At 60.3% G+C, this 25,257-nt stretch carries 24 protein-coding genes; 13 read left to right on the forward strand and 11 right to left on the reverse strand.

Going from position 1 to position 25,257, the window contains the following annotated elements; all coding sequences use genetic code 11:
• Position 1: 1 nt before the first annotated feature.
• Together F7R20_RS00200 and F7R20_RS00205 are read right to left on the reverse strand one after the other, a co-directional pair.
• Positions 2–1,129, reverse strand: coding sequence for a saccharopine dehydrogenase family protein (locus tag F7R20_RS00200; RefSeq protein ID WP_003201323.1), 1,128 nt, complete (start codon positions 1,127–1,129; stop codon positions 2–4).
• Between the two features lie 96 nt (positions 1,130–1,225).
• Positions 1,226–2,413 (reverse strand): XylR family transcriptional regulator, encoded by a 1,188-nt coding sequence (locus F7R20_RS00205; RefSeq protein WP_003201321.1) that lies wholly within the window; start codon positions 2,411–2,413, stop codon positions 1,226–1,228.
• Positions 2,414–2,567: 154 nt separating this feature from the next.
• On the opposite strand from F7R20_RS00205, the gene xylA reads away from it, so the two are divergent.
• The 4 genes from xylA (at position 2,568) to F7R20_RS00225 (ending at position 7,904) form a co-directional block, all read left to right on the forward strand.
• On the forward strand, positions 2,568–3,884 hold the full coding sequence (xylA, locus tag F7R20_RS00210; RefSeq protein WP_003201318.1) for a xylose isomerase: 1,317 nt from the start codon (positions 2,568–2,570) through the stop codon (positions 3,882–3,884).
• A 146-nt stretch (positions 3,885–4,030) separates the two neighbouring features.
• On the forward strand, positions 4,031–5,032 hold the full coding sequence (xylF, locus tag F7R20_RS00215) for a D-xylose ABC transporter substrate-binding protein (RefSeq protein WP_003201316.1): 1,002 nt from the start codon (positions 4,031–4,033) through the stop codon (positions 5,030–5,032).
• Positions 5,033–5,210: 178 nt separating this feature from the next.
• Positions 5,211–6,767: a D-xylose ABC transporter ATP-binding protein gene (gene xylG / locus F7R20_RS00220; RefSeq protein WP_003201314.1), complete on the forward strand. Its 1,557-nt coding sequence runs from the start codon at positions 5,211–5,213 to the stop codon at positions 6,765–6,767.
• Positions 6,768–7,904, forward strand: coding sequence for a sugar ABC transporter permease (locus F7R20_RS00225; protein WP_003201312.1), 1,137 nt, complete (start codon positions 6,768–6,770; stop codon positions 7,902–7,904). It abuts the gene before it with no gap.
• A 9-nt stretch (positions 7,905–7,913) separates the two neighbouring features.
• On the opposite strand, the gene F7R20_RS00230 is transcribed toward F7R20_RS00225, so the two are convergent.
• Entirely contained in the window at positions 7,914–8,522 is a 609-nt protein-coding gene (locus F7R20_RS00230; protein ID WP_003201310.1) for a LysE family translocator, read from the reverse strand.
• A 106-nt stretch (positions 8,523–8,628) separates the two neighbouring features.
• On the opposite strand from F7R20_RS00230, the gene gcvA reads away from it, so the two are divergent.
• Positions 8,629–9,543 carry a transcriptional regulator GcvA gene (gcvA, locus tag F7R20_RS00235; protein ID WP_003201308.1) on the forward strand — a complete coding sequence of 305 codons (915 nt, stop codon included), beginning with the start codon at positions 8,629–8,631 and terminating at the stop codon, positions 9,541–9,543.
• 20 nt (positions 9,544–9,563) lie between these two features.
• Here gcvA and F7R20_RS00240 read toward each other — a convergent pair whose 3' ends face one another.
• A complete protein-coding gene (locus F7R20_RS00240) occupies positions 9,564–9,863 on the reverse strand; it encodes a DUF2628 domain-containing protein (protein ID WP_003201306.1) in 300 nt (99 codons plus the stop codon).
• 129 nt (positions 9,864–9,992) lie between these two features.
• On the opposite strand from F7R20_RS00240, the gene F7R20_RS00245 reads away from it, so the two are divergent.
• The 6 genes from F7R20_RS00245 (at position 9,993) to F7R20_RS00270 (ending at position 14,605) form a co-directional block, all read left to right on the forward strand.
• Positions 9,993–10,454 (forward strand): GNAT family N-acetyltransferase, encoded by a 462-nt coding sequence (locus F7R20_RS00245; protein ID WP_013693213.1) that lies wholly within the window; start codon positions 9,993–9,995, stop codon positions 10,452–10,454.
• A 17-nt stretch (positions 10,455–10,471) separates the two neighbouring features.
• The gene (locus tag F7R20_RS00250; RefSeq protein WP_003201304.1) at positions 10,472–11,611 is read left to right on the forward strand and encodes an epoxide hydrolase family protein; all 1,140 of its coding nucleotides are present in this window, start codon (positions 10,472–10,474) and stop codon (positions 11,609–11,611) included.
• A gap of 567 nt (positions 11,612–12,178) precedes the next feature.
• A complete protein-coding gene (locus F7R20_RS00255; RefSeq protein WP_003201302.1) occupies positions 12,179–12,460 on the forward strand; it encodes a hypothetical protein in 282 nt (93 codons plus the stop codon).
• A 422-nt stretch (positions 12,461–12,882) separates the two neighbouring features.
• Positions 12,883–13,401 (forward strand): isochorismatase family protein, encoded by a 519-nt coding sequence (locus F7R20_RS00260; RefSeq protein WP_003201300.1) that lies wholly within the window; start codon positions 12,883–12,885, stop codon positions 13,399–13,401.
• 60 nt (positions 13,402–13,461) lie between these two features.
• A complete protein-coding gene (locus F7R20_RS00265; RefSeq protein WP_003201298.1) occupies positions 13,462–13,773 on the forward strand; it encodes an isochorismate lyase in 312 nt (103 codons plus the stop codon).
• 310 nt (positions 13,774–14,083) lie between these two features.
• The gene (locus F7R20_RS00270) at positions 14,084–14,605 is read left to right on the forward strand and encodes an AidA/PixA family protein (protein ID WP_003201296.1); all 522 of its coding nucleotides are present in this window, start codon (positions 14,084–14,086) and stop codon (positions 14,603–14,605) included.
• Between the two features lie 99 nt (positions 14,606–14,704).
• Here the strand turns inward: F7R20_RS00270 and F7R20_RS00275 are convergent, their stop codons facing one another.
• The 6 genes from F7R20_RS00275 to F7R20_RS00300 form a co-directional block, all read right to left on the reverse strand.
• Positions 14,705–16,375, reverse strand: coding sequence for a hypothetical protein (locus F7R20_RS00275; protein WP_003201294.1), 1,671 nt, complete (start codon positions 16,373–16,375; stop codon positions 14,705–14,707).
• Positions 16,376–16,474: 99 nt separating this feature from the next.
• Positions 16,475–16,696 (reverse strand): formate dehydrogenase subunit delta, encoded by a 222-nt coding sequence (locus F7R20_RS00280; protein WP_003201292.1) that lies wholly within the window; start codon positions 16,694–16,696, stop codon positions 16,475–16,477.
• Positions 16,693–19,569, reverse strand: coding sequence for a formate dehydrogenase subunit alpha (gene fdhF / locus F7R20_RS00285; RefSeq protein ID WP_003201288.1), 2,877 nt, complete (start codon positions 19,567–19,569; stop codon positions 16,693–16,695). Before fdhF ends, F7R20_RS00280 begins: the two co-directional genes overlap by 4 nt.
• On the reverse strand, positions 19,566–21,125 hold the full coding sequence (locus F7R20_RS00290) for a formate dehydrogenase beta subunit (protein ID WP_003201286.1): 1,560 nt from the start codon (positions 21,123–21,125) through the stop codon (positions 19,566–19,568). Before F7R20_RS00290 ends, fdhF begins: the two co-directional genes overlap by 4 nt.
• Positions 21,119–21,601 (reverse strand): formate dehydrogenase subunit gamma, encoded by a 483-nt coding sequence (locus F7R20_RS00295; protein WP_003201284.1) that lies wholly within the window; start codon positions 21,599–21,601, stop codon positions 21,119–21,121. The genes F7R20_RS00290 and F7R20_RS00295 overlap by 7 nt, the downstream gene beginning before the upstream one ends.
• Positions 21,602–21,831: 230 nt before the next feature.
• Complete coding sequence (locus F7R20_RS00300) at positions 21,832–22,725, reverse strand: LysR family transcriptional regulator (protein ID WP_003201282.1); 894 nt, start codon at positions 22,723–22,725, stop codon at positions 21,832–21,834.
• A 125-nt stretch (positions 22,726–22,850) separates the two neighbouring features.
• Between F7R20_RS00300 and F7R20_RS00305 the strand changes: the two genes are divergently transcribed.
• A complete protein-coding gene (locus F7R20_RS00305; protein WP_033028105.1) occupies positions 22,851–23,297 on the forward strand; it encodes a cyclophilin-like fold protein in 447 nt (148 codons plus the stop codon).
• A gap of 25 nt (positions 23,298–23,322) precedes the next feature.
• Positions 23,323–24,351: an alpha/beta hydrolase gene (locus tag F7R20_RS00310; RefSeq protein ID WP_003201277.1), complete on the forward strand. Its 1,029-nt coding sequence runs from the start codon at positions 23,323–23,325 to the stop codon at positions 24,349–24,351.
• A 162-nt stretch (positions 24,352–24,513) separates the two neighbouring features.
• Here F7R20_RS00310 and F7R20_RS00315 read toward each other — a convergent pair whose 3' ends face one another.
• Positions 24,514–25,065: a cytochrome b gene (locus F7R20_RS00315; protein ID WP_003201275.1), complete on the reverse strand. Its 552-nt coding sequence runs from the start codon at positions 25,063–25,065 to the stop codon at positions 24,514–24,516.
• Positions 25,066–25,257 lie beyond the last annotated feature (192 nt).

Consider the following 25,257-nt stretch of genomic DNA (forward strand, 5'->3'; position numbering starts at 1 on the left):
GTCAGCCCTGCTCGTCAGAGAAGTGAACGGACAGGCTCAAGTTTTCGGGGTCGTTGATGGCAGCCATGTATTCGTCAACGGTGATTTCACCCACGCAGGCCCGAGCACCGGATTCGGGGAGATACCCTTGGGCGACTTTTGCCGCCAAGGCAACGGCTGCACAGCTGGGAATCTCCGGGCCCTTGTCGTTCATGGCGGTGAGCTGCACGTTCATCGACAACGGTTCGCCATTGGCCCCCATGCCATGGACGTCGATGTACATTGCGCTTTTGCCATCGCCAAATCGTTCGAACCAGAGCCCCCACCGATGAAGCCTGGCGGCCCAAGTAACATGGTCACGCACCACCCCCATCCTCATTGCCTGGGCCAGCAGATAATTGGCAATGCCGCCGAGCTTCAAGCCTGAGCCGGCCTTGAAGGTCAGGGTCTGGGCACCGTAGCGGCTGGCGAAGATATCCATGTCCGGCACGTCGACATTGGCCAATACCCGGGTTCCCATATGGCGCATTCTGCGAAGTGTCAGATCCTGCCATCCCAGGACCTCATGCACTCGGCCATTCCTGAGTTGCTTGATCGGCTTGCCTGCATAGGCCAGAACGCCTTCGACGGTGGACAACCCCGGCATCTTGGCCGAAGAGGAAATACCATGTTCGATCGTGTCGATACGTTTAAAGCGATGCCGCTGCTGATCAATGAGTGCGGCCGAGAGCGTCGGCACTGAGCTGCAACCACTGAGGATCGCCACGCCTGCTTGTTTTGCCCGGGCGTCGAGTGCGCCAATGCCGGTGACGAAGTCTCTGGAATCGGACAGGTCACAGTAGTTCACACCCGCGTCGATGCAACTTTCGGCCACGGCATAGGATTGCCCTTGGAATGGGCCACCGGTATGGATGACCCATTGGATGTTCATCAATCCAAGGATGGATTTGAAGCCCGCTCCCATGGCGTCGCCGCACCAACTTTCACACACCGTGCCCGATTGAGCGTTCAACTCCTCGACTTTGAGCTGCAGTTTTTGGGCGTCACGCCCCGAAATCACTAGCTGTACACCTGGCATCACCACCAGGTGCCTGGAAACGATACTGCCGAAGTTTCCATACCCGCCGACCACCATCACCCTGAGCGTCATTCCATCCTTCCCTAAATATTCGATAAAGCCAGCAACCTTGCCACAAGGACGACTCGGTGGTGTACCCCCTCGCCACAAGAGCGGTTCGGCAGGAGGTCAGTGAGTGGCCGCATTAGTTCCCTGTTGATACTCCCGAGGGGTGCAGCCGAACTCGCGGCGAAACACGGTGTGCAGGTATTGCGCCGATTTGAAGCCGCAATTCTGGGCGATGTCAGCAATCGGCGAATTGGTGTTTTCCAATCCGTTGGCGGCGGCGGCCAGTTTGAAGCGCAGGATTTCGTCGTGGACGCTACAACCGCGCTCCTTGCGAAAGTGCGATTCCAGCGATGAGCGCGACACTCCCACATAGGCCGCCACCTGGGCCGTCTTGATGCCCTGGCAGGCGTATTGGCGGATGAAGAGCAGTGCCTGCATGACATAAGGGTTGCCCAACGGTTGATGCAGGCTCGACACCTGCACATTGATCGCATCCGGCGGTATCAGAATCTGTGTGCCGGTGGACGGCATGCCGTGCAGCATTTGATGGAGCAGGCGTGCGGCGGTGCGGCCCATGGTTTCGGTGCCCTGGATCACCGAGCTCAGCGGCACCCGCGTCAGGCTGCGGGTCAGGGGGTCGTTGTCGATGCCGATCAACGCCACCTGCTCGGGCACGGCGATCCCGGCGGTCAGGCAGGCTTGCAGCAACTGCCGGGCGCGGGCGTCGCTGACGGCGATGATGCCGATGGGTTTGGGCAGGCTTTGCAGCCAGGCGATCTGTTGTTCGACGGCGCTGTCCCACAGCGGTGCGCTGGTGCCCATGCCGCGATAGACCTCGGCGTGCAGGCCATCGCGCTGCACCAGCCGGCGAAAGGCTTTTTCCCGTTCCTGGGCCCAGCGATTGGCTTGTGCTTCAGGCAGGCTGAAACAGGCAAAACGGGTTAGCCCGGCCTCGATCAGGTGCTCGTAGGCCAACGTCATCAACGCATCATTGTCGGTGGCGACATAGGGAATGCCCTTGGGGTAGGCGCGTTCATCCTGATAAGAGCCGCCCACCGCCACCACCGGCAGCTTGATCCCGGCCAGCGCCTCGCCGATCAGCGGGTCGTCGAAGTCGGCGATGATCCCGTCGCCCTGCCAGCGCTCGATCCCTTTCAAGCGACAGAGAAAATCTTCCTCGAGGAACAAGTCCCAGGACGCGCGCGTGCTGCTCAGGTAGTTGCCGATGCCGCTGATGATGCCGCGGTCGTAGATCTTGCTGCCGTTGAACAACAGTGCAATGCGGTGAACGGGCGGGACGGTTTTCATTGGTTTAACCCTGGGCCGATGCACACAGACTAGGCGTGCAAGCGACGAACCTCAATACTCAAAATCGAACGCCCTGTTGGTGATTTTCATAATCAGCAGCCACGGGGCCGGCGTTAGTATCGAGACACCGCCAAGAATAAAAAGGAACTCGCCCATGTCGTACTTCCCTGCTGTCGACAAGATTCGCTACGAGGGTCCCGCCAGCGACTCGCCGCTTGCCTTCCGTCACTATGACGCCAACAAACTGGTGCTCGGCAAGCCCATGCGCGAGCACCTGCGCATGGCGGTCTGCTACTGGCATACCTTCGTCTGGCCGGGATCGGACGTGTTCGGCGCCGGCACGTTCAAGCGCCCGTGGCAGCACGCCGGGGACCCCATGGAACTGGCCATCGGCAAAGCCGAAGCGGCCTTCGAGTTCTTCTCCAAGCTGGGCATCGACTACTACTGCTTCCACGACACCGATGTCGCCCCCGAAGGCAGTTCGCTCAAAGAGTACCGCGAACACTTCGCCCTGATGGTCGATCATCTGGAGCGCCATCAGGAAGAGACCGGGATCAAACTGTTGTGGGGCACCGCCAACTGCTTCAGCAACCCGCGTTTTGCCGCCGGCGCCGCCAGTAACCCGGACCCGCAAGTATTCGCCTGCGCCGCCGCGCAAGTGTTCAGCGCCATGAACGCCACCCAGCGCCTCAAAGGCTCCAACTACGTGTTGTGGGGCGGCCGTGAAGGTTACGAAACCCTGCTCAACACCGACTTGAAGCGCGAGCGCGAACAGTTGGGCCGCTTCATGCGCATGGTGGTCGAGCACAAGCACAAGATCGGCTTCAAGGGCGACCTGCTGATCGAGCCCAAGCCCCAGGAACCGACCAAGCACCAGTACGATTACGACAGCGCCACGGTGTTCGGCTTCCTGCAACAGTTCGGCCTGGAAAACGAGATCAAGGTCAACATCGAAGCCAACCACGCGACCCTGGCCGGGCACAGCTTCCATCACGAGATCGCCACGGCCGTCTCCCTGGGCATCTTCGGCAGCATCGACGCCAACCGTGGCGACCCGCAGAACGGCTGGGACACCGACCAGTTCCCCAACAGCGTCGAGGAAATGACCCTGGCCACCTATGAAATCCTCAAGGCCGGGGGCTTTCGCAATGGTGGGTTCAACTTCGATTCCAAGGTCCGGCGCCAGAGCCTGGACGAGATCGATCTGTTCCACGGCCATGTCGCCGCCATGGACGTCCTCGCCCTCGCCCTGGAACGCGCGGCGGCCATGGTGCAGAACGATCAGTTGCAACAGTTCAAGGACCAGCGCTACGCCGGCTGGCAGCAACCATTTGGCAAAGCGGTACTGGCCGGTGACTTCAGCCTTGAATCACTGGCCGAGCATGCCTTCACCAACGAGCTGAATCCCCAAGCCGTCAGCGGTCGACAAGAGATGCTCGAAAACGTGGTCAATCGGTTCATCTACCCCTGACAACGGGCAATGGTCGGGGCACAGGGGCTGTTACATTCGCGCGACAAATCTGTGCCCACGGCGCGCTGCAACGCTCTACAGTTCTACCCGGTATCACGCTCATCGTCAGGCAGTGTCTTTCAAACAACAATAAAAGGACGCACCACATGAATACATTCAAACGTACCCTGCTCGCCGGCGCCCTCGCCCTGCTCTCGCTTCCGGTCATGGCCGATGCGGCCCATCCGAAAATCGGTTTTTCCATCGATGACCTGCGCCTGGAACGCTGGTCACGGGACCGTGACTACTTTGTCGCGGCGGCGGAAAAACTCGACGCCAAGGTCTTCGTCCAGTCGGCCGATGCCAACGAGCAGAAGCAGATCTCGCAGATCGAAAACCTGATCTCCCGCGGCGTCGATGTGATCGTCATCGTGCCATTCAACGCCACCGTGCTGACCAACGCCGTCGCCGAAGCCAAGAAGGCCGGGATCAAGGTCGTGTCCTACGACCGACTGATCCTAAACGCCGATATCGACGCCTACATTTCCTTCGATAACGAAAAGGTCGGCGAGATGCAGGCCAGCGGCGTGCTGAAGGCAGCGCCCAAGGGCAATTACTTCCTGCTCGGTGGCGCCCCTACGGACAACAACGCCAAGGTCCTGCGCGAAGGCCAGATGAAGGTGCTGCAACCGGCCATCGACAAGGGCGACATCAAGATCGTCGGCCAGCAGTGGGTGAAGGAATGGAACCCCACCGAAGCCCTGAGCATCGTGGAAAACGCCCTGACCCGGAACAACAACAAGATCGATGGCATCGTCGCCTCCAACGACGCCACCGCCGGCGGCGCCATCCAAGCCCTGGCCGCCCAGAAAATGGCCGGCAAGGTGCCGATCTCCGGCCAGGACGCTGACCTGGCAGCGGTCAAGCGGGTGATCGATGGCACCCAGACCATGACCGTCTACAAGCCGCTGAAACTGATCGCCTCCGAAGCCGCCAAGCTCTCGGTGCAACTGGCGCGCAACGAGAGGCCGACCTTCAGCTCGCAATACGACAATGGCAGCAAGAAAGTCGACACCATCCTGCTTACCCCCACGCCGTTGACCAAGGACAACATCGACCTGCTGGAAAAGGACGGGTTCTACACCAAGGCGCAGATCGCCGGGCAGTGATCTGACCAGGCAATCAAGCCCCCCTGTGGGAGCGAGCGTGCTCGCGATGACGGCAGCACATCCAACATTGATGCAAGCTGAACCGCCGCTATCGCGAGCAAGCTCGCTCCCACAGGTCACATGGCTTGGCTGCCTGCCCCACTGCTGATGTGTGAGCCCTTTTTCATGAGTCCTTGCCATGTCCGACTACCTGCTGCAAATGAACGGCATCGTCAAAACCTTTGGCGGTGTCAAAGCCCTGAACGGCATCGACATCAAGGTCAAGCCGGGTGAGTGTGTAGGCCTGTGCGGTGAAAACGGCGCCGGCAAATCCACGCTGATGAAGGTGCTGTCGGCGGTCTATCCCTACGGCACTTGGGAGGGTGAAATTGTTTGGGACGGCCAGCCGCTCAAGGCGCAGTCCATCAGCGAAACCGAAGCCGCCGGGATCGTCATCATTCACCAGGAGCTGACCCTGGTCCCCGACTTGTCGGTGGCTGAAAACATCTTCATGGGCCACGAACTCACGCTGCCCGGCGGGCGCATGAACTACCCGGCGATGATCCACCGCGCCGAAGCCCTGATGCGTGAACTCAAAGTGCCGGACATGAACGTCTCGCTGCCGGTTTCGCAGTACGGCGGTGGCTACCAGCAATTGGTGGAAATCGCCAAGGCGCTGAACAAGCAGGCGCGGCTGTTGATCCTCGATGAGCCCTCCTCGGCCCTGACTCGTTCGGAAATCGAGGTGCTGCTGGACATCATCCGCGACCTCAAGGCCAAAGGCGTCGCCTGCGTCTACATCTCCCACAAGCTCGATGAAGTGGCCGCCGTCTGCGACACCATCTCGGTGATCCGCGATGGCAAACACATCGCCACCACCGCCATGGCGGACATGAGCATCCCGAAGATCATCACCCAGATGGTCGGACGGGAAATGAGCAACCTCTACCCCACTGAACCCCATGACGTCGGCGAAGTGATTTTCGAGGCGCGCCACTTCACCTGCTACGACGTCGACAACCCCAGGCGCAAACGGGTCGACGACATTTCATTCGTTCTCAAGCGCGGGGAAATCCTCGGCATCGCCGGGCTGGTCGGCGCCGGCCGCACGGAACTGGTGTCAGCGCTGTTCGGCGCCTACCCCGGCCGCTACGAAGGTGAAGTCTGGCTGGGCGGCCAACAAATCGACACGCGCACGCCGCTCAAGTCGATCCGTGCCGGCCTGTGCATGGTCCCCGAAGACCGCAAGCGCCAAGGCATCATTCCGGACCTGGGGGTGGGCCAGAACATCACCCTGGCGGTGCTGGACAATTATTCGAAACTGACGCGCATCGACGCCGAAGCCGAACTGGGCAGCATCGACAAGGAGATCGCGCGCATGCACCTCAAGACCGCGAGCCCGTTCTTGCCGATCACCAGTCTCTCCGGCGGCAACCAGCAAAAAGCCGTGCTGGCGAAAATGCTCCTGACCAAACCCCGCGTGCTGATTCTCGATGAACCGACCCGGGGTGTGGACGTCGGCGCCAAGTACGAGATCTACAAGCTGATGGGCGCGCTGGCGGCCGAAGGCGTGTCGATCATCATGGTGTCCTCGGAACTGGCCGAGGTATTGGGGGTTTCCGACCGCGTCCTGGTGATCGGCGAAGCTCAGTTGCGCGGCGACTTCATCAACCACGAACTGACCCAGGAACAGGTGCTCGCCGCCGCGCTCAGCCATCCCGATGGCCATAACAATAATGATCGGAAGTCCGCGTAGATGAATCAGGTCAAACAGCTGTTTTCCCGCTACAAAATGCTCGCGCTGGTGATCGCCGTGGCGCTGATCTGGCTGTTCTTCAGTTGGCAGACCGAGGGTGGGTTCGTGACCCCGCGCAACCTCTCCAACCTGCTGCGGCAGATGTCCATCACCGGGATCCTTGCCTGCGGCATGGTGCTGGTGATCATCAGCGGCGAGATCGATTTGTCGGTGGGTTCATTGCTTGGGCTGCTCGGTGGCCTGGCGGCGATTCTCGACGTGGTCTATCACATTCCGCTGCTGGCGAACCTGAGCCTGGTAGCCCTGTGCGGCTTGGTGATTGGCTTGGGCAACGGCTACATGACCGCCTACCTGCGTATCCCGTCGTTCATCGTTGGCCTGGGTGGCATGCTCGCGTTTCGCGGCGTCCTGCTGGGGGTGACCGGCGGCACCACCATTGCCCCGGTGTCACCGGAACTGGTCTACGTTGGCCAGGGTTATTTGCCGCACACGGTCGGGACCGGGCTCGGCATCCTGCTGTTCGCCCTGACTCTGTTCCTGACCTGGAAACAGCGACGCAACCGCGCGCTCCATGGCCTCGCGGCCCACTCCCTGGTACGTGACGTGTTGCGCGTGGTGGTGATCGGCGCGGTGCTGGCCGGGTTCGTCTATACCCTCAACAGCTACGATGGCATCCCGGTGCCGGTGCTGCTCCTGCTGATCCTGCTGGGGGTGTTCAGCTACGTCACCAGCCAGACCGTGTTCGGCCGCCGCGTCTATTCGGTAGGCAGCAACATGGAAGCCACGCGCCTGTCCGGCATCAACGTACAGGCGGTGAAGCTGTGGATCTTCGGCATCATGGGCGTGATGTGCGCCCTCGCCGGCGTGGTCAATACCGCACGCCTGGCCGCCGGCTCACCCTCTGCCGGCAACATGGGTGAACTCGACGCCATCGCCGCCTGCTTCATCGGCGGCACCTCCATGCGCGGCGGCTCCGGCACGGTCTACGGCGCCCTCCTCGGCGCGCTGGTGATCACCAGCCTGGACAACGGCATGTCCATGCTCGATGTCGACAGCTACTGGCAGATGATCGTCAAAGGCAGCATTCTGGTGCTGGCGGTGTGGGTGGATGTCAGTACGCGGACAGGGCGACGTTGAGGAAACTCATCATTTGCTGGCAGACGCCATCAACACACCAAAGCCCAGGAAGGTGATGCCCGAGAATTTGCCGACAACCCTGGCGCCCTGGCTTGAGGAGAGCCAGCCCCTGGCGCCATTGGCCATCAGCGCATAACCGGAATGCACCAGCACCACAAGCACGCTGTAGGACGACACCAGCAAGAAGAACTGGCTGTAGTAGTCACCCGCCGGCTTGATGAACTGGGGGAACACGGCGAGGAAGAAAAAACCGGCCTTGGGGTTGAGCAACTGGATCGACAGCGCCTCGCCGAATCGCCGCCATGGGCGCGTGGACGTGGCCGTGAGTTCGGGCACGAAGCGTTGGGTTCGCCACATCTTGATGCCCAGGTACAACAAGTACAGCGCGCCGATGTATTTCAAAAGCGTGAAGGCCGTCGCCGAGGCGGCCAGGATCAACCCCAAGCTGCTGGCGCAGATACCCGCCACGATAAACGCGCCCGACGCGATCCCGAAGATCCCCGGCAACGCACCTCGCCAGCCATGGCGTAAGGCATTGGAAATCGTCAGCACCACACCGGGGCCCGGGCTGAGCACCGTCAGGGTCGCCAGGATCAGAAAAAGTCCGTAACCGGCCATGCATCACTCCACATTGAAAGCGAATTGCTGTGGACTTCAGGGTGGCGTGGCACCGGGACGCTGACAAACGCTTTAATTGCACTACATATGTGACTAAATTAGACACATGATCGCCAACCTCCCCCCGTTGAACGCCGTCCGCGCCTTCGCCGCTGCCGCTCGCCACCAGAGTTTCAGCCGCGCCGCCGAAGAACTGCACGTGAGCCACAGTGCCGTCAGCCGCCACGTAAAGTTGCTCGAAGAGCGCTTGGGCGTGCTGCTGTTCGAACGTCGAACCCGCCAGTCCTTGCTCACACCGGCCGGCCGGGCTTTCTACGAACAGGTCAGCGAGGCCCTGACCCAGATCGCCAACGCCGCCACCGCACTGACGCGCAACGCTGCCCAGCGCAAAGTGACCATCAACGTACGCCCCTCCTTCGCGGTGCGTTGGCTGATCCCGCGACTGCCCGACTTCATGGCGCTTCACCCGGACATCAAGCCCGACATCGTCACCAGCACCCTACCTCCCGATCCATCACGGGAAACGTTCGACGTGGTCATCCGCCGCGGGCACGCCGGCTGGTCGCCCCATGTACAGCCCACGGTACTGCTGGAAGACGACCTGCTGCTGGTCGCCGCCCCGTCGTTGCTGCACAGCGTGCCATTGGAAACCATCCACGACCTGGCCCGACACACCTTGTTGTCGGGCAGGACGCGCAGCAGCGATTGGCAAGACTGGGCGGAACACGCTGGGATCGAGTCATTAAACAACTCGCCGACCCTGCAATTCGATCACATGCACCTCGTGCTGCAGGCCGCCGTCGATGGGCTGGGCGTGGCGCTGTGTCCGGCTTCGCTGCTGGGCAGGGATTTGTCCAACGGGCGCCTGACCTGTCCACTGCCGTCGTTGCGCCTGCCGTTAGCCCGCTATTACTACGGGGTGTCCGGGGATGCGGTGGCTGAGACGCAGGTTTTTGTTGATTGGTTGTTTTCTCAGGTCCAGCAGGATTGGGATGGACAGGGTCCAGTAAAGAGCTCGTAGAGCTGCAAAGCCGCTTGCCTTCAATTTCCAGCAACAACTTTTGGATCAACGACTTCAATCCAACCCTTGCGCAAATAATCCTGCGCAACAATCTTGCGGATCATGAAACAGTAGACGACATGCAGTAGCGCCGTTGCCCCTGCCATCCATGACGGCCCCGCCACAAGCCCGATCGCCAGGATGCCGAGCCAGATCAACAAGTGTCGCCAGAGCCCTGCGAAAAACAGATAGATCACGCCCAAGAACAGGATCGCCAACACCTGGAACGCGTCCACTTCTTCAACTTGATCACTGTCCGGGCTCTTGAAATAGCGTGCCATGTACCACTCCTTCGTTAGATATTTCCATTTTTAATCTGCTGCACTCGTCCAGCATCAAGCACGGCCATCGTGGCTACACTAGCTGCGCCCAAGTCGTGCCGGCAACTAAAAGCAACACAGGAATGTCCAGTGATTGAATCAGTACGAGCACTGACGGTACGGCAACTGCTAGAACTTCCTCCAGCGATTCTGCAACTGGAGGCAGAATCTGTTACAGAGGGTTTTAGGTTTCTTACTCGCTTGATCATCGATTGGAGAAACGGGTCCAATCGATTCGATCAACCTGGGGAGTGCTTTCTAGGAGTCTTCGACAACGGGCAACTGATTGCTGTTGGCGGACTTTCATGTGATCCCTATGCCGCCCCGAGTGTCGGTAGGTTACGAAGGGTATATGTCACGCGAACCTCAAGGGGGCTGAAGGTGGGCAGGTTTTTGGTGGAACATCTCTTGGAACACGCAGCGTCACGGTTCCAAGCGGTGCGCCTGTCTACAGACACGCCGGAGGGCGCAGCCTTTTACCTGCGCTGCGGATTTCGGCCGGTAGAAGATGATTTTGCGACCCATGTCATATCATTTTCAGATGTTAGGTAATCAGGACGAAAACACGCATGCTCATCGAGCCTTTCTCCATCGACATCCCCGACAGCGCCCTTGAGGACCTTCGCCACCGCCTGCTGAACGCAAGGCTGCCAGAACCCCTGGCCGGCCAAGGCTGGAGCGAAGGCATCGACATGGATGTGCTTCGGGAGCTTCTCGCCTATTGGTCGAACACGTTCGATTGGCGTGCCCAGGAAACGGTGCTCAATCGCTTGCCGCAATTTGTCACCCACATCGATGGGCAAAGGGTCCATTTCATTCATCAACGTGGCGTCGGGCCGAAGCCGATGCCGTTGATCCTCACCCATGGCTGGCCCGGCTCGTTCATCGAGATGCAGCGCATCATCCCATTGCTGACGGACCCGGCCCGCCATGGCGGTGATCCTGCGGACGCCTTCGATGTGGTGGTGCCGTCGCTGCCCGGCTACACCTTTTCCGCACCGTTCCAGCAATCCGGCATGGGGCCGTATGAAGTGGCGGGTTTGTGGGGTGAGTTGATGAGCGGGTTGGGCTATGACCGGTTTGGCTGCCAGGGCGGGGACATTGGTGCAGGCGTGTCGACGTGGCTGGGCGTGCGCTTTCCCGAGCGGGTGACGGGCATTCATCTCAATTACATCCCCGGGTCCTATCGCCCTCCCCTTGGCGAAACCGAGCCTGCGCTGACCGAGGCAGAAACGGCCTTCCTGCAACGCGCTGCTGCCTTTGCCGATGCCGAAGGCGCCTATGGGCACATTCAGCGAACCAAGCCGCAGAGCCTGGCGGTGGGCCTGAATGATTCACCGGCGGGACTGTTGGCGTGGATGGGGGAAAAGATCCTGTCCTGGTGCGATGACAGCCCCGCTATCGACCGAGAGTGGTTGCTGACCAATGTCACGCTGTATTGGCTGACGAACTGCATCGGCTCGTCGTTTCGCCAGTATGTGGAAGGTGGCAAGCGGCCGTTGCTGTTCAACGACGGTGAACGGCTGAAACCGCCTGTTGGGGTTGCGCTGTTTCCCAACGAACTGCCTATGCCGCCGAGGAGCTGGGTGGAGCGCTGCTTTAAAGTGGATCGCTGGACCGTCATGCCTCGCGGTGGTCACTTTGCCGCGTTGGAACAGCCGGAGTTGTTGGCGGAGGATGTCAGGGCTTTTTTTCGCGGCTGTCGCTAGAAAAATCTGAAGATACTCGCCGCAAGCCTCCTGTGGGAGCACTGTTCCTGTGGGAGCAAGCTTTGCTCCCACAGAAAGTCGTGCACTCCAGTGGTAGCGGCAAAAATCGGTCCGAAAATCTCGTAGGAATTTACCTCTGTGGCGAGGGGATTTATCCCCGCTGGGCTGCGAAGCGGCCACAAACCAGACACCTTATTTCGCCAGGTATACCGCAGGCACCGGTTTTGCGACTGCTGCGCAGCCGAGCGGGAGCAAGCTCCCTCGCCACAGGGGAAGCGTGCGTCCTACAGGTCGGTTGTGGGTGCCGGGATCGACTTCTATAGTTGGGGCGTCGCTGGCTTTGGCCGGTGGCTGGGTTTCGCAGCCCGCGTGAACAAATCTGAATACCGTCAAATGAAATTCAGGCAAACTTGCCTGCGTTCATTTTATGGCGGTTGTGCGCGGGAGACTTTCGGGTCTGCCGAGTTTTTGGATTGGTTCCTCGGTCTGCGAACCCTCGCGCAACTGCCACCCATTTGGTTCGCAGCAAAAAGGTGGCGATTCTTTCTATCGAATGAGTGCAACCTTATGACAACGAATCAACCATCCAGCCGCTTCACCCCTCTCACCCAAACCGCCACCACCCACCCCGTCCTGCTGATCGACACCTACGCCCCACTCCCCGAACTCCACGCCTGTGCCAGCGAACGCCTGCACGCCACGCTCGATTACCTGACCTTGGTGGCGTGCAGCAGCCTGCGTGATTCGGCATCGAGCGACATCAACACCATCACCAACGTCGCCCGGATCCTGGTGCAGGATGTGGCGGATGTGTTTGGCGTGATCGAACAGCGCGGGCTCGAAGGCTAAACCGTTGAGACGGCGACGGCACAATTGATCGTTCCCACGCTCCGCGTGGGCATGCATCCTGTGACGCTCTGCGTCACCCTCCAGAAGCGGAACGCGGAGCGTCCCTGGCGGCATTCCCACGCGGAGCGTGAGGAACGATCTTCCACAGGCCCCGCAACCTGATCGTACCCACGCAGGAGCGTGGGAACGATCGACGGCTTTCGCAAGCAGGTGACATACCCGCTTGCCAAACCTGACGGCCGCAAGCTACTGTCAGCACCATGAACCTGCCACAGATTGCCTCGACCACCACAACCACGACCGCCAAGGCGGGTCGTGAGGTGTCGTGAGCCAATAACACACGTATCTCAAAGGCCCGCCAGTGATGGTAAGGGCCTTTTCTTTTGCCCTTGCGTCGCTGGCCCAAACGCAAGGAAAGCACCATGCACGCTCTGTTGATTCTCGATATGCAAGTTGGGTTGTTTCACGGCCCGGATAAACCCTGGGCCGGCGAAGCGTTGCTGGACACATTGAATGGCTTGCTGCTCAAGGCCCGGAGGGCTGGCGCACCGATTTTCCTGGTTCGCCACGTAGGCCCGCCTGGCTCGCCCATCGAGCCTGGAAGCCCGTTGACGCAACTGGTGCAGGAACTGCAGTTGGAGGGTGATGAAGTCATCTTCGAAAAAAATCGCCCCAACGCCTTCACCCAGACAGGCCTGGCAGAGCGGCTAAAGGCTTGCGCTGCTGAAGGCCTGGTCATCACCGGTATGAAAACCCAGTATTGTATCGACAGCACCTGCCGAGCCGCTCGGGACCTGGGGTTCGACGCGGTCCTGATCGCCGACGGTCATACCTGTTCCGACACGCCTGAATTGAAGGCAGAAATGATCGTCGCCCATCACAACGCAACCCTGGCAGGCGCCTTCTGTCGTGTCGTTCGCGCTGAAGACTGGTGCTTCTAAACTCCATCAGAAGATCGGCTCGCGTCGGGCCGGTCTTGTTCAACAAGCGGAGCTCACTGCATGGACCCGTTGCAACCCTCGCAATGCGCAAACATGGAGGACATCCGACGCGAAATCGATGCCCTCGACCAGGCGGTCATCACGCTGCTGGGCAAGCGCTATCAATACGTGCTCGCGGCCTCGAAATTCAAGACATCGGCAACTTCGGTGCAGGCACCGGAGCGTCTCAAGGCCATGCTGGCGACACGACGCAAGTGGGCCGAGGCCGAAGGTTTGAGCCCGGACGCCATCGAGAAGATGTACAGCGACCTGGTGCATCACTTCATTGCCGAAGAGATGAAGCGCTGGACGGCGAATCAGTCCCACAACTGAACCGCGGTCGGTAATGGCTCCCATCTTCCGCAGGATCAGAAGCAGTCACCGACAACGGTTGTGCGCCTTTGTCCACTGATGCCCTCAGAAAACAACCAAAAACCCATTAAGAGATCGACCACGACAAAGGTAAATCAAAGCCTTGGTTGTGCTGCGCTTCGCTCCGTTTCGCCAGCGTCAAGAATTGGAAATTTGACACTACAAGGCCATCACCTATCGTTCCTCTCGAGACCGCACCCAGGGACCGGGTGGCCCGGACACCCCTTTGCAAGGGCGGTCGTCAATGTCATTACTCTCAAGGAGCAACAACATGTCTGGAGCGACCCAAACCATTGATGTGCTCGTCAACGTTGACGCCGATTACCTGCTCGCCCACCCCAAAGACGTAGGCGGCGCGATTGCCATGCTGGTGACCCGCGGTGCCGTCGACAGCCATGCCAACACCAATGCCGGCGAAGGCGAAGGCGGCAACGAGTTGTGGTTCGACGTAAACCCTGGTGACAACATTCGCTGGCGCGCCACCACGCTGTCGCGCAACTTCGACCGCATCGCATTGATCAAGGACATCGAGATCGGCGACCCCCACCAGGGCGGTGATTACAAGGGCACCATTTCGAAACCTAACTCTTTCAACATCCCCGGTGTGGTGCCCTATCTGAACAAGGCTGCTCCCGGCGGTATTTCCAAAACCGATGTGATGTACACCATGTGGCAATCGACGGCGCTGAGCGCAGGAAAGCTCTGGTACAAAATCTACTTCGTTCTGCTGGATCGTGACCTGAACCAGATTGGCCCGACCAACACTTGGGACCCGTACGTCACCGTCAATTGACTGTTCGCTGAGTTGTAAACAACCCTGGCCGGCTTGCTATTCGCCATGACGATGCCGGCCAGGGTTGCCTATCGAAGCACTTGCGCTCCCCTCTTCAACTCATGGCAACATCTCAAAGGCCGCAGTCTGGGTCACCGGGATCATCTTCCCGGGCGTGGTCACCACCAATTGATACTTGCCAGCAAGCAAAGTGTTTGCGGGATAACTGAAGCACGACACGCTGGAGGTGGATTTACCCGGAACAATAGCCACGCTCTTGATCGGCGTAGGCTCAGCAGCCTCGTTCAATTGATAGAACGAATATTGGGGGTTGCTGACCGGCTTGGCGTGGGTAAGGCAAAACGAGTCGTTCTTGGCTGAAGGCGCGAATCGACCCTTGGCATCCAGGGGGGAAACGAACGTTATCCCACTCCGGCTCTCTTGCTCGGCCTGCTGGGCAGCATCCAGGGCCGTCCGCGCACGTTCATAGTCGGCACTCTTCAACAGCGCACTCGTCTCTTGCCTGTTGATGTATTGGACGGCTTTCTCTGCCTCGATCAACGCACGTCGCCGTCCCCAGAGCACGTCATCGCCACCCTTGCGGACCGCAAACGACACCCAGGTCTTGTCCAGGAACGTCTCGTTCTTGCCGCGCTGTTGCAGACCGTGATTGGCGTACTCGATCTCTCCAGCCTGGATGTCCTCCAACGACGTACCGTCTGGCGTGTCAGTCCAACCGCGCCGCATGGCGGTAGGCACCAGCATCAGCGTATCCCCCAGCCAAGCCAGCGGGTTCTCTTTATTGCCACGATTCGTCAAATAGAAATAGCAATTGGTGGGGGCACAGCGCTCCTGGTTGATCAGCACATAATTCCCAGGCCTGAGCGCCAAGACCGAACCGTTATCTTCCACTGCCTCATCGTCGGGGCCAGCCACCAGATCCACGTCGATCTGCAGCACAATGTCGTCTTTGTTGAGGGCCAGCAGACTCTTGGCGACTTCTTTGGCAAATACTTGCTCAGCAGCTGTTATCGGGTTGGCCAGGGACAATGTCTTGCTGGCCGAGCCGATAAAATCGAGAAATGCAGCGGAGTCTTCGTTCTCGCCCTGGTCATATTCCAGGACAGTCAATTTCATCGACAGGTGATCGGACTCAAGCTTTTTGGGGCCGTACAACAATTTATTCAGCAGGTTCGGCTTGGCGTTATCGGCGACCCCGAGATAAGGCCCGAGTACTTTGGTCACCGTTTCGCTTTTATTCTCGCCACCCACTTCGGTGAACTCGGCAACGATCACGACTTCGTTCACCCCACCGAGATCCTTGAGGTACTTAAAGTAAGCATCCGTCAAATAGACAGCGAACACATCGCCACCGTTGCCCTCGCTGTCAGGTTTACGAATAGCGCCAGCTTTATCGGCGCTGAAGATGTCGCCATCGATGCGCAGGCGCTCGGCTTTCAAATTGCGGATGGCGTCCTGGAATTCTTTTCTTGCTTGCTGCGTTTGTGCATCGGCAGCAGCGAGGTCGGCGGAGGTCGCCCCTTTTTTCACCAGGGCGGCGTGGGCCTGCTGGGCTTGTTGCCACTTGAGCTTTAGTGCTGCCGCCTCTTCGAACTGCTTATCGACGACGCTCGAGGGACGAGCAGGTTGAACCTTGAAAAGATGCGCCGTCCCTGTTGGAACGGCGCAACCGACGATGAAGAGTGACAATCCGCATACCAATGCGAATCGAGTGCTGAAGGCTGCGCGCAACGCCTTCGCTACCTGAACCGGTGCGTTTTCGGTGAACATCCCTTTCCCCTAGTCGTTGCTGGCACAATGCCTTGTCTCGGAGATTAGGACAGCCACCTGATAAGCGCAACGCAGATAACTTGACGCCAGTAAACCGCGCTAGGTCGTCCCCTCCGGCTCAGTCAGCGCCTCCAGCACCAGGGGGTGCAGGACAGCCCCCGGATGCATCTGCTGCCAATCCTGCAATTGCCGGCGCATGCCCGGCGTCCAGAAGCTCTTGATGTGCTGGCGCACGCCATTCACCGCCAATGTGTGATCCGGCTCGGTGGCGAAGTACTGGGCGATCTGGTTGGCCATCTTGATCAAGCTATCAGAACTCATCGACGCACCTCGGCTTTCTCGGCATGGCGACGTTCCCTGAGCAAGCGTCCCTGTTCATCACTGAACGCCTGGTAACGCTTCTGCCATTCCGAAGGCTGGCTGACCCGCACGATCTCGACCGCCGTCACCTTGTATTCCGGGCAGTTGGTGGCCCAGTCGGAGTTGTCGGTGGTGATCACGTTGGCGCCCGACTCAGGGAAATGGAACGTGGTGTAGACCACGCCCGGTGCCACCCGCTCGGTCACCTTCGCACGCAGCACCGTCTGCCCGGCACGACTGCCGATACCCACCCAGTCTTCGTCGACGATCCCGCGGTTCTCGGCGTCGGTTGGGTGAATCTCCAGCCGATCCTCCTCGTGCCAGGCCACGTTGTCGGTGCGTCGGGTCTGGGCGCCGACGTTGTACTGGCTGAGGATGCGTCCGGTGGTCAGCAGCAGCGGGTAGCGGCCGTTGACCTTCTCATCGGTGGGCACGTAGCCGGTGAGCATGAAGCGCCCTTTACCGCGCACGAACTGATCGATGTGCATGGTCGGCGTACCGTCCGGTGCGGCATCGTTGCAAGGCCATTGCAGGCTGCCGTGACGATCCAGTTCGGCGTAGCTGACGCGGGTGAAAGTCGGCGTCAGGCGGGCGATTTCATCCATGATTTCCGAAGGATGGTTGTAGTGCATCTTGTAGCCCAGGGCGTCGGCCAGGGCGATGGTGGCTTCCCAGTCGGCCTTGCCGGCCAGCGGGTCCATCACCTTGCGAACGCGGGAGATGCGGCGCTCGGCGTTGGTGAAGGTGCCGTCCTTCTCAAGGAACGAGCTGCCCGGCAGGAACACGTGGGCGAACTTGGCCGTCTCGTTGAGGAAGATGTCCTGGACGATCACGCATTCCAAAGCGGACAACGCGGCCGTCACATGCTGGGTGTTGGGGTCGCTCTGGGCGATGTCCTCGCCTTGGCAATAGAGCGCCTTGAAGGTGCCGTCCAGGGCCGCCTCGAACATGTTGGGAATGCGCAGGCCCGGGTCGGGTTGCAGGGTGACGTTCCACGCCTGTTCGAACTCGGCGCGTACCGCTTCGTTGGAAATATGCCGATAGCCCGGCAGCTCGTGGGGAAATGAGCCCATGTCGCAGGAGCCCTGGACGTTGTTCTGTCCACGCAGCGGGTTAACCCCGACACCTTCGCGACCGATGTTGCCGGTGGCCATGGCCAGGTTGGCGATGCCCATGACCGAGGTGCTGCCCTGGCTGTGCTCGGTGACGCCGAGGCCATAGTAGATGGCCGCGTTGCCGCCGGTGGCGTAGAGCCGTGCGGCGGCGCGGATCTGCTCGGCAGGCACGCCACACACCGGGCCCAGGACCTCGGGGGAGTTTTCCGGCAGGCTGACGAAATCGCGCCAGCGAGCGAAGTCCGCCGCCTCGCAGCGTGCCTCGACAAAAGGCTGGTCAATCAAGCCCTCGGTGGCAATCACATGACCCAACGCGTTGAGCATTGCCACGTTGGTGCCCGGACGCAGTTGCAGGTGCAGCTCGGCACGGGCGTGAGGTGAATCCACCAGGTCGATGCGCCGTGGATCGATGACGATCAGCCGTGCGCCCTGGCGCAGGCGGCGCTTGAGCTGGGAGCCGAACACCGGGTGCGCGTCAGTGGGGTTGGCGCCCATCACCAGAATGACGTCGGCTTTCATCACCGAGTCGAAGTTCTGGGTACCAGCGGATTCGCCCAAAGTCTGCTTGAGGCCGTAACCGGTAGGCGAATGGCAGACGCGGGCACAGGTGTCGACGTTGTTGTTGCCGAACGCGGTGCGCACCAGTTTCTGCACCAGGTAGGTTTCTTCGTTGGTGCAACGGCTGGAGGTGATGCCGCCGATGGAATCGCGTCCGTACTTGAGCTGGATCCGGCGCAATTCGCTGGCGGCGTAAGTGACCGCCTCATCCCAACTGACTTCCTGCCACGGGTCGTCGATGTGCTTGCGGATCATCGGTTTGGTGATGCGGTCCGGGTGCGTGGCGTAGCCCCAGGCGAAGCGCCCCTTGACGCAGGAGTGGCCGTGGTTGGCCTGGCCGTTCTTGTCCGGGACCATGCGCACCAGTTGTTCGCCTTTCATCTCGGCGCGGAACGAGCAACCCACGCCACAGTAGGCGCAAGTGGTGATGACGCTGCGCTCCGGCTGGCCGATCTCCACGACGCTCTTGTCGATCAGGGTCGCCGTCGGACATGCCTGCACGCAGGCGCCGCAGGACACGCATTCGGAATCGAGGAAGTTGTCACCGCCGGCCGCCGCCACTCGAGAGTCAAAACCGCGTCCGGTGATCGTCAGGGCGAAGGTGCCCTGGATTTCCTCGCAGGCACGCACGCAGCGGTTGCAGACGATGCACTTGCTCGGGTCGTACTCGAAATAGGGGTTGGAAACGTCCTTGGCTTCATCCAGGTGATTGGCGCCTTCGTAGCCGTAGCGCACTTCGCGCAGGCCCACCTGCCCCGCCACGGTCTGCAATTCGCAGTTGCCGTTGGCCGAGCATGTCAGGCAGTCCAGCGGGTGATCGGAAATGTACAGCTCCATCACGTTGCGTCGCAGCGTGGCGAGCTTGGAGGTTTGCGTGCGAACCACCATGCCTTCGGTTACCGGGGTGGTGCAGGAGGCCGGGTAGCCGCGCATGCCATCGATCTCCACCAGGCACATGCGGCAGGAGCCGAACGCCTCCAGGCTGTCGGTGGCGCAGAGTTTGGGAATGGTGGTGCCGAGCAAGGCCGCGGCACGCATGACCGAGGTGCCGGAGGTGACGCTGATTTCGCGCCCGTCGATGGTCAGGCTGACCTGCACGTCGCTTTCGCGCGCCGGGGTGCCCAGGTCGATATCGCTGCTGGGATCGAAGATGTTGATCATTGGTCGGCCTCCGTGGTCGCCAGACCGAAGTCGGCGGGGAAATACTTGAGGGCACTGGCGACAGGGTAGGACGTCATCCCGCCGAGGGCACAGAGCGAACCGTATTGCAGGGTGTCGCACAGATCCTGCAACAGCAGGGCCTGTTCCTGGCGAGCACCGGCTTCGGTGCTGGCGATCAAGCGATCCACCACTTCCACCCCACGGGTGGAGCCGATCCGGCACGGCGTGCACTTGCCGCAGGACTCCTCGGCGCAGAACTGCAAGGCGAACCGGGCCATCTGGGCCATGTCCAGGCTGTCGTCGGCGACCACCACGCCACCGTGGCCAAGCATCGCGCCCATGGCGGCGAACGCTTCGTAGTCCAGCGGTGTATCGAATTGCGCAGGCGGCACCCAGGCACCCAACGGCCCACCCACTTGCGCGGCCTTCAGGGGCCGACCGCTGGCAGTACCGCCGCCGTAGCCTTCCACCAGTTCACGCAGGCTCAGGCCGAAGGCGCGCTCCACCAGACCGCCCTGACGGACGTTACCGGCCAGTTGGAACGGCATCGTGCCCAGGGAGCGGCCCATGCCGAAGTCGCGATAGAACTGCGCGCCCTTCTCCAGGATGATCGGCACCGAGGCCAGGGTCACCACGTTGTGCACCAGGGTCGGCAGCCCGAACAGGCCTTGAATCGCCGGCAGTGGCGGTTTGGCGCGAACCGTGCCGCGCTTGCCCTCGAGGGATTCCAGCAGTGCGGTTTCTTCGCCGCAGATATAGGCGCCGGCCCCGACACGAACCTCGATGTCGAAGGCGCGGCCGCTACCGCTCACGTTCGCGCCCAGATAGCCGGCGTCGCGAGCGATGCGCAGCGCTTCGTTCAGCGTACTGATGGCGGCCGGGTATTCCGAACGCACGTAGATGTAGCCCATCGTCGCGCCTACGGCGATGCCGGCAATGATCATGCCTTCGATCAGCAGGAAGGGGTCGCCTTCCATCAGCATGCGGTCGGCGAAGGTGCCGGAGTCGCCCTCATCGGCGTTACACACCACATACTTCTGCGCCCCCACGGCATCACGCACGGTGCGCCACTTGATGCCCGCCGGGAACGCCGCACCGCCCCGACCGCGCAGGCCGGAATCCAGCACGCTGGCGACCACGTCTGCGCCATCCATCTGGATGGACCGGGCCAGGCCCAGGAAACCGCCCTGGGCACGGTAGTCGTCCAGGGACAGCGGTTGTGTGATGCCGGCGCGCGCGAACAGCAGGCGCTGCTGGCTCTTGAGATAGGGAATCTCCTCCACCGGCCCCAGGGCCAGCGGATGGCTGCCGGGATCGCCTGCCAGCGCATCCAGCAAGCCCGGCACATCGGCCGGTGTGACAGGGCCAAAGCCCAGCCGGACGCCGGCGCTTTCAAGCTCCACCAGCGGTTCCAGCCAATAGAGGCCACGGGAACTGGTGCGCAACACCGTCAACGGCAGCTGTCGACGCTCAGCCTCAAGGGCCAACGCATCGGCCACCTTGTCCGCGCCCACGGCACGGGCTACCGAATCGCGGGGGATACAGAGCGTCAGCATGCGCCCTCCTCCATGCAGTCATTGACCAACTGACGCAGACGCTCGGGCGTGATCCGCGCGTGCAACTCCCCGTCCAGCTCCAGGGCCGGCGAGCAGACGCAGGCACCCAGGCAATAGACTGGCCGCAGACTGATGCTCCCATCGGCGCTGGTGCCGTGATCGTCCAGCGCCAATTGCTCGCGCAACTGCGCAGCCAGGGTCTCGGCGCCCATGCTCTTGCAGGACTCGGCCCGGCACAGGCGCAGGGTATGGCGCGCCGGCGGCGTGGTGCGGAAATCGTGGTAGAAACTGATGACCCCGCGCACTTCAGCCTGGCTGAGGTTGAGGGCGTGGGCGATCTCCGGGACGGCGCTGTCGGGGACATACCCGCAGCCTGCCTGGATGGCATGGAGAATAGGTAGCAAGGCACCGGGGGTGTCCTTTTCGCGCGCAAGCACGCTGTGGATCAAAGGCAGGTGAAGCGTCTCATCGGGCATAAACGTACCTCGGCATCTCGAACGCCACCGCCGCATAGCGGCCGCCGTCCGGAGTCTTGGCTTGGGCGTGCGGCCCACGTCACGGTCGCGTGGCACATCCGATCGCCATTCTCGCTCTCCGGCCAGGTGTCTTTGGCGCATCTGGTCCGGGGCATCCTCACAGCTTGCCACTCCCGGGGGTTGGCGATTGCACATGGACGACGAAACGTGTTCTGAAAGCGACTACTTTCTTAGATGTCTTTGCGCAAAGCATTAGCAACCAATGTAAATGCAGGCGAAGGCTGTCGCCGGCTGGGATAGTACAAATAGTAGCCTGAAAACGGCGGACACCAATCTTCCAGCACCCGCACCAGCCGGCCTTCTTGCAGGTACGGTTCAAACTCTTCTTCTGGCAGGTAGGCAACGCCCAGCCCGGCCACTGCCGCCTGCACGATATGAGTCGACGTGTTGAAAATCAGCTGGCCGTCAACTCGCACGTTCACCTGTTTGCCTCGCCGCTCAAAGTCCCAGACATAGAGCCCGCCTGATGTCTGCATGCGCTGGTTGATACAGCGATGGCTCATCAGGTCGCGCGGGGCCTTGGGAATGGCGTGGGCAGCGAAGTACGCTTGCGAAGCGACGACAGCCATCCGCAATGGAGGGCCTATCGGAACGGCAACCATGTCTTTGTCGACGGTGTCCCCCAGGCGCACACCAGCATCAAACCGATCCGCCACGATGTCTCGGAATCCATAACACACGTCAAATTCAACGTTTATATCCGGGTAGTCGTGCAGCAACCCGGTAAGTTTGGGTAGCAAGGTCGTGCGCAAGACATGATCACCGCAGGTGATGCGTACGGTGCCCGCGGGCTTGTCGCGCATCTCCGTCAGCATATCCAGCTCCGCTTCTATTTCATCGAAGCGATTGCCTATCGCTTGCAGCAGCCGCTCACCAGCGATGGTCGGCGAAACGCTGCGAGTGGTCCGCGTCAATAAGCGGATCTGCAAGCGTGCTTCCAGGCCATTGATTGCCTGGCTCAGTGCAGATTGTGTGACACCCAATGCCCCGGCAGCGCGCGTGAAGCTGCCTTCGCGCGCGACCGTGACGAAAGACAGCAGGTCATTGAGATTTCTTTTGATCATGGAGAGACGCATCTAAGCCAATTGATTAGCCATTCTTATAGCCTTGTTAAGCATTCATTAGCTAGTCGCGTGACTGTCCGTCGCTCACCATGTTCCCCATGAACAGGAATGAAAGCAGAACTGCGATGAGGGCGACCTGGCTTGGTTTGCTGGCTTCGATGCTCGTGCTCGGCAGCTATTCGACAATGAATGAAGCCGCATCGGCATCTTCGCTAACGGAGAACACTGGCATGTGGATGACCGTCGGGGAACAACGCTTCGCCATCACCCTGGCCGACAACGCAGCTGCCCTCGCGCTCGTCGCGTTATTGCCACTGACGTTGGACATGAGTGATCTCAACCGCAATGAAAAGTACGCCGCCCTCCCCCAAGCACTACCTACCCAAGCGAGCAAGCCGGGAACGATCCACAGCGGCGATCTCATGCTGTATGGCCCGGACACCCTGGTCATCTTCTATACGAACTTCGTTTCAACCTACGCATACACGCGCCTGGGGCGTGTGGACGACCCCGCAAGACTGGCTCAGGCGCTGGGCCGGCGGGGTGTGCAAGTGATGTTTTCCCAGAATTGATTACTCCGCATCGATAGGATTTCCAATGAAAAAGATCATCGTTTTACTGACGCTGCTTGTCAGTTCACTGTCAGCAATAGGGGCCGATATGTCTAATGGCGCAGACAATTTTTATTCCAGCGACGAAGTGACCGTACAGAAGGTCAATTTTAAAAACCAATATCAGATGAACGTGGCAGGCAATCTGTTCATCCCGAAAAAACTCAATGGCAAGACAAGGAATCCGGCAATTGTCGTAGGCCACCCGATGGGCGCAGTGAAGGAACAGAGCGCCAATCTCTATGCCACGAAAATGGCGGAAAGAGGTTTCGTGACCCTTTCCCTGGATTTGTCATTCTGGGGCGAAAGCGAGGGGCAGCCGCGCAATGCAGTCTCGCCGGATATGTATGCCGAAGACTTCAGCGCAGCGGTGGACTTTCTCAGCGCCCAGCCTTTTGTCGATAAAGAGCGGATTGGCGCAATCGGCATCTGCGGCAGTGGCAGCTTTGTTATCAGTGCAGCCAAGATTGACCCGCGCATGAAAGCCATTGCAACGGTGAGCATGTATGACATGGGAGCCGTCAATCGCAACGGATTGAAGCACTCCCAAACGCTTGAACAGCGCCGGGCGATCATCGCGCAGGCCACACAGCAGCGTAATGTGGAGTTCGCAGGCGGTGAAACGCTTTACACCAGCGGTACGGTGCATCAGTTGGATGAAAACACCCATCCTATCCAACGTGAGTTCTATGACTTCTACCGCACCCCCCGCGGTGAGTTCACGCCATCGAGCTCGTCCAAAGACCTGACCACGCACCCGACGCTGACAAGCAACATCAAGTTCATGAATTTCTACCCGCTCAATGACATCGAGACCATTTCGCCTCATCCGATGTTATTCATTGCTGGCGCCGATGCGCACTCCAGGGAGTTCAGCGAGGAGGCTTACAAGCTCGCCGGTCAACCCAAGGAACTTGTCATCATTCCCGGGGCTGGCCATGTCGATCTTTATGATCGGGTCAACCTCATTCCGTTCGATAAGCTGACGAGCTTCTTCCAGAGCAATCTGAAGTGACAAAGGGACTAGGTTCTTCACGGAGTTCCGGGGGAACACCGAAACAGGAACGCCGATTTGTCAGATATGTTCGTGCGAGCAAACATACCTGACAAAACCGGCGCAATTGGGCTGAGTCAGACAGGCGTTTCCAGCGCAGCACTCATCGCGTCAGCCGAGTAGTCAAGAGCGGTTTCGCCCCGGCAGCATCCGCGCCAGGGTGTTGTCACCCACCCAGTAATGATGGAACAGACCCGCCGCCGCATGCAGGCCGATCAACCAGTAGCCACTGCTGCCGAGCAATTCGTGCCAATACTTGAGCTGTTTGGCCAAATCGGGATCCACCGCCACGGGGGCCGGCAAGAAGAACCCGAAATACGGTATGGGCTTACCTCCGGCGGCCAGCATCAGCCAGGCCAGCACCGGTGTCGCGATCATCAGGCCATACAGGGCCGCATGCATCAGGTGGGAAATACCCGTCTGCCAGGCCGGCGGCGCGGGAGTGACTGGCGGGCGCGGTGTCAAGCGCCCGAACAGGCGGACCCAAACCAGTGCAAAAATGCTCAACCCGAAGAGCCCGTGCAACCCCAGGAACAGGCTTCGCCCGGTGCTGCCACGGGGCAACAAACCCTTGATCTCAATGCAGGCATACACGCCGACGAACAGCGCCAGCATCAACCAGTGCAGGGTGATCGACAGTTTTCCATAACGGTTTACGGCAATATCGCGGGTCATAACGCGCCTCGTGAAAGTCTGACGAGCCGCCGACTCATTCGGCAGCCCCGATCCGATCGCTGGGAAGCGATGCTGCCAACCTGCGGGTAAAGTCTTAAGGCAGTCTGAAGACCGGCATTTCAAGACGCTTTTTTTACATTTAGACGTTGTACCAAGTGCGAACACGCGATCACCTCCAGAGACTCATGGGAA

Origin of the sequence: Pseudomonas brassicacearum subsp. brassicacearum, assembly GCF_008801605.1 — a bacterium.
Taxonomy (GTDB): Bacteria; Pseudomonadota; Gammaproteobacteria; order Pseudomonadales; family Pseudomonadaceae; genus Aquipseudomonas; species Aquipseudomonas brassicacearum.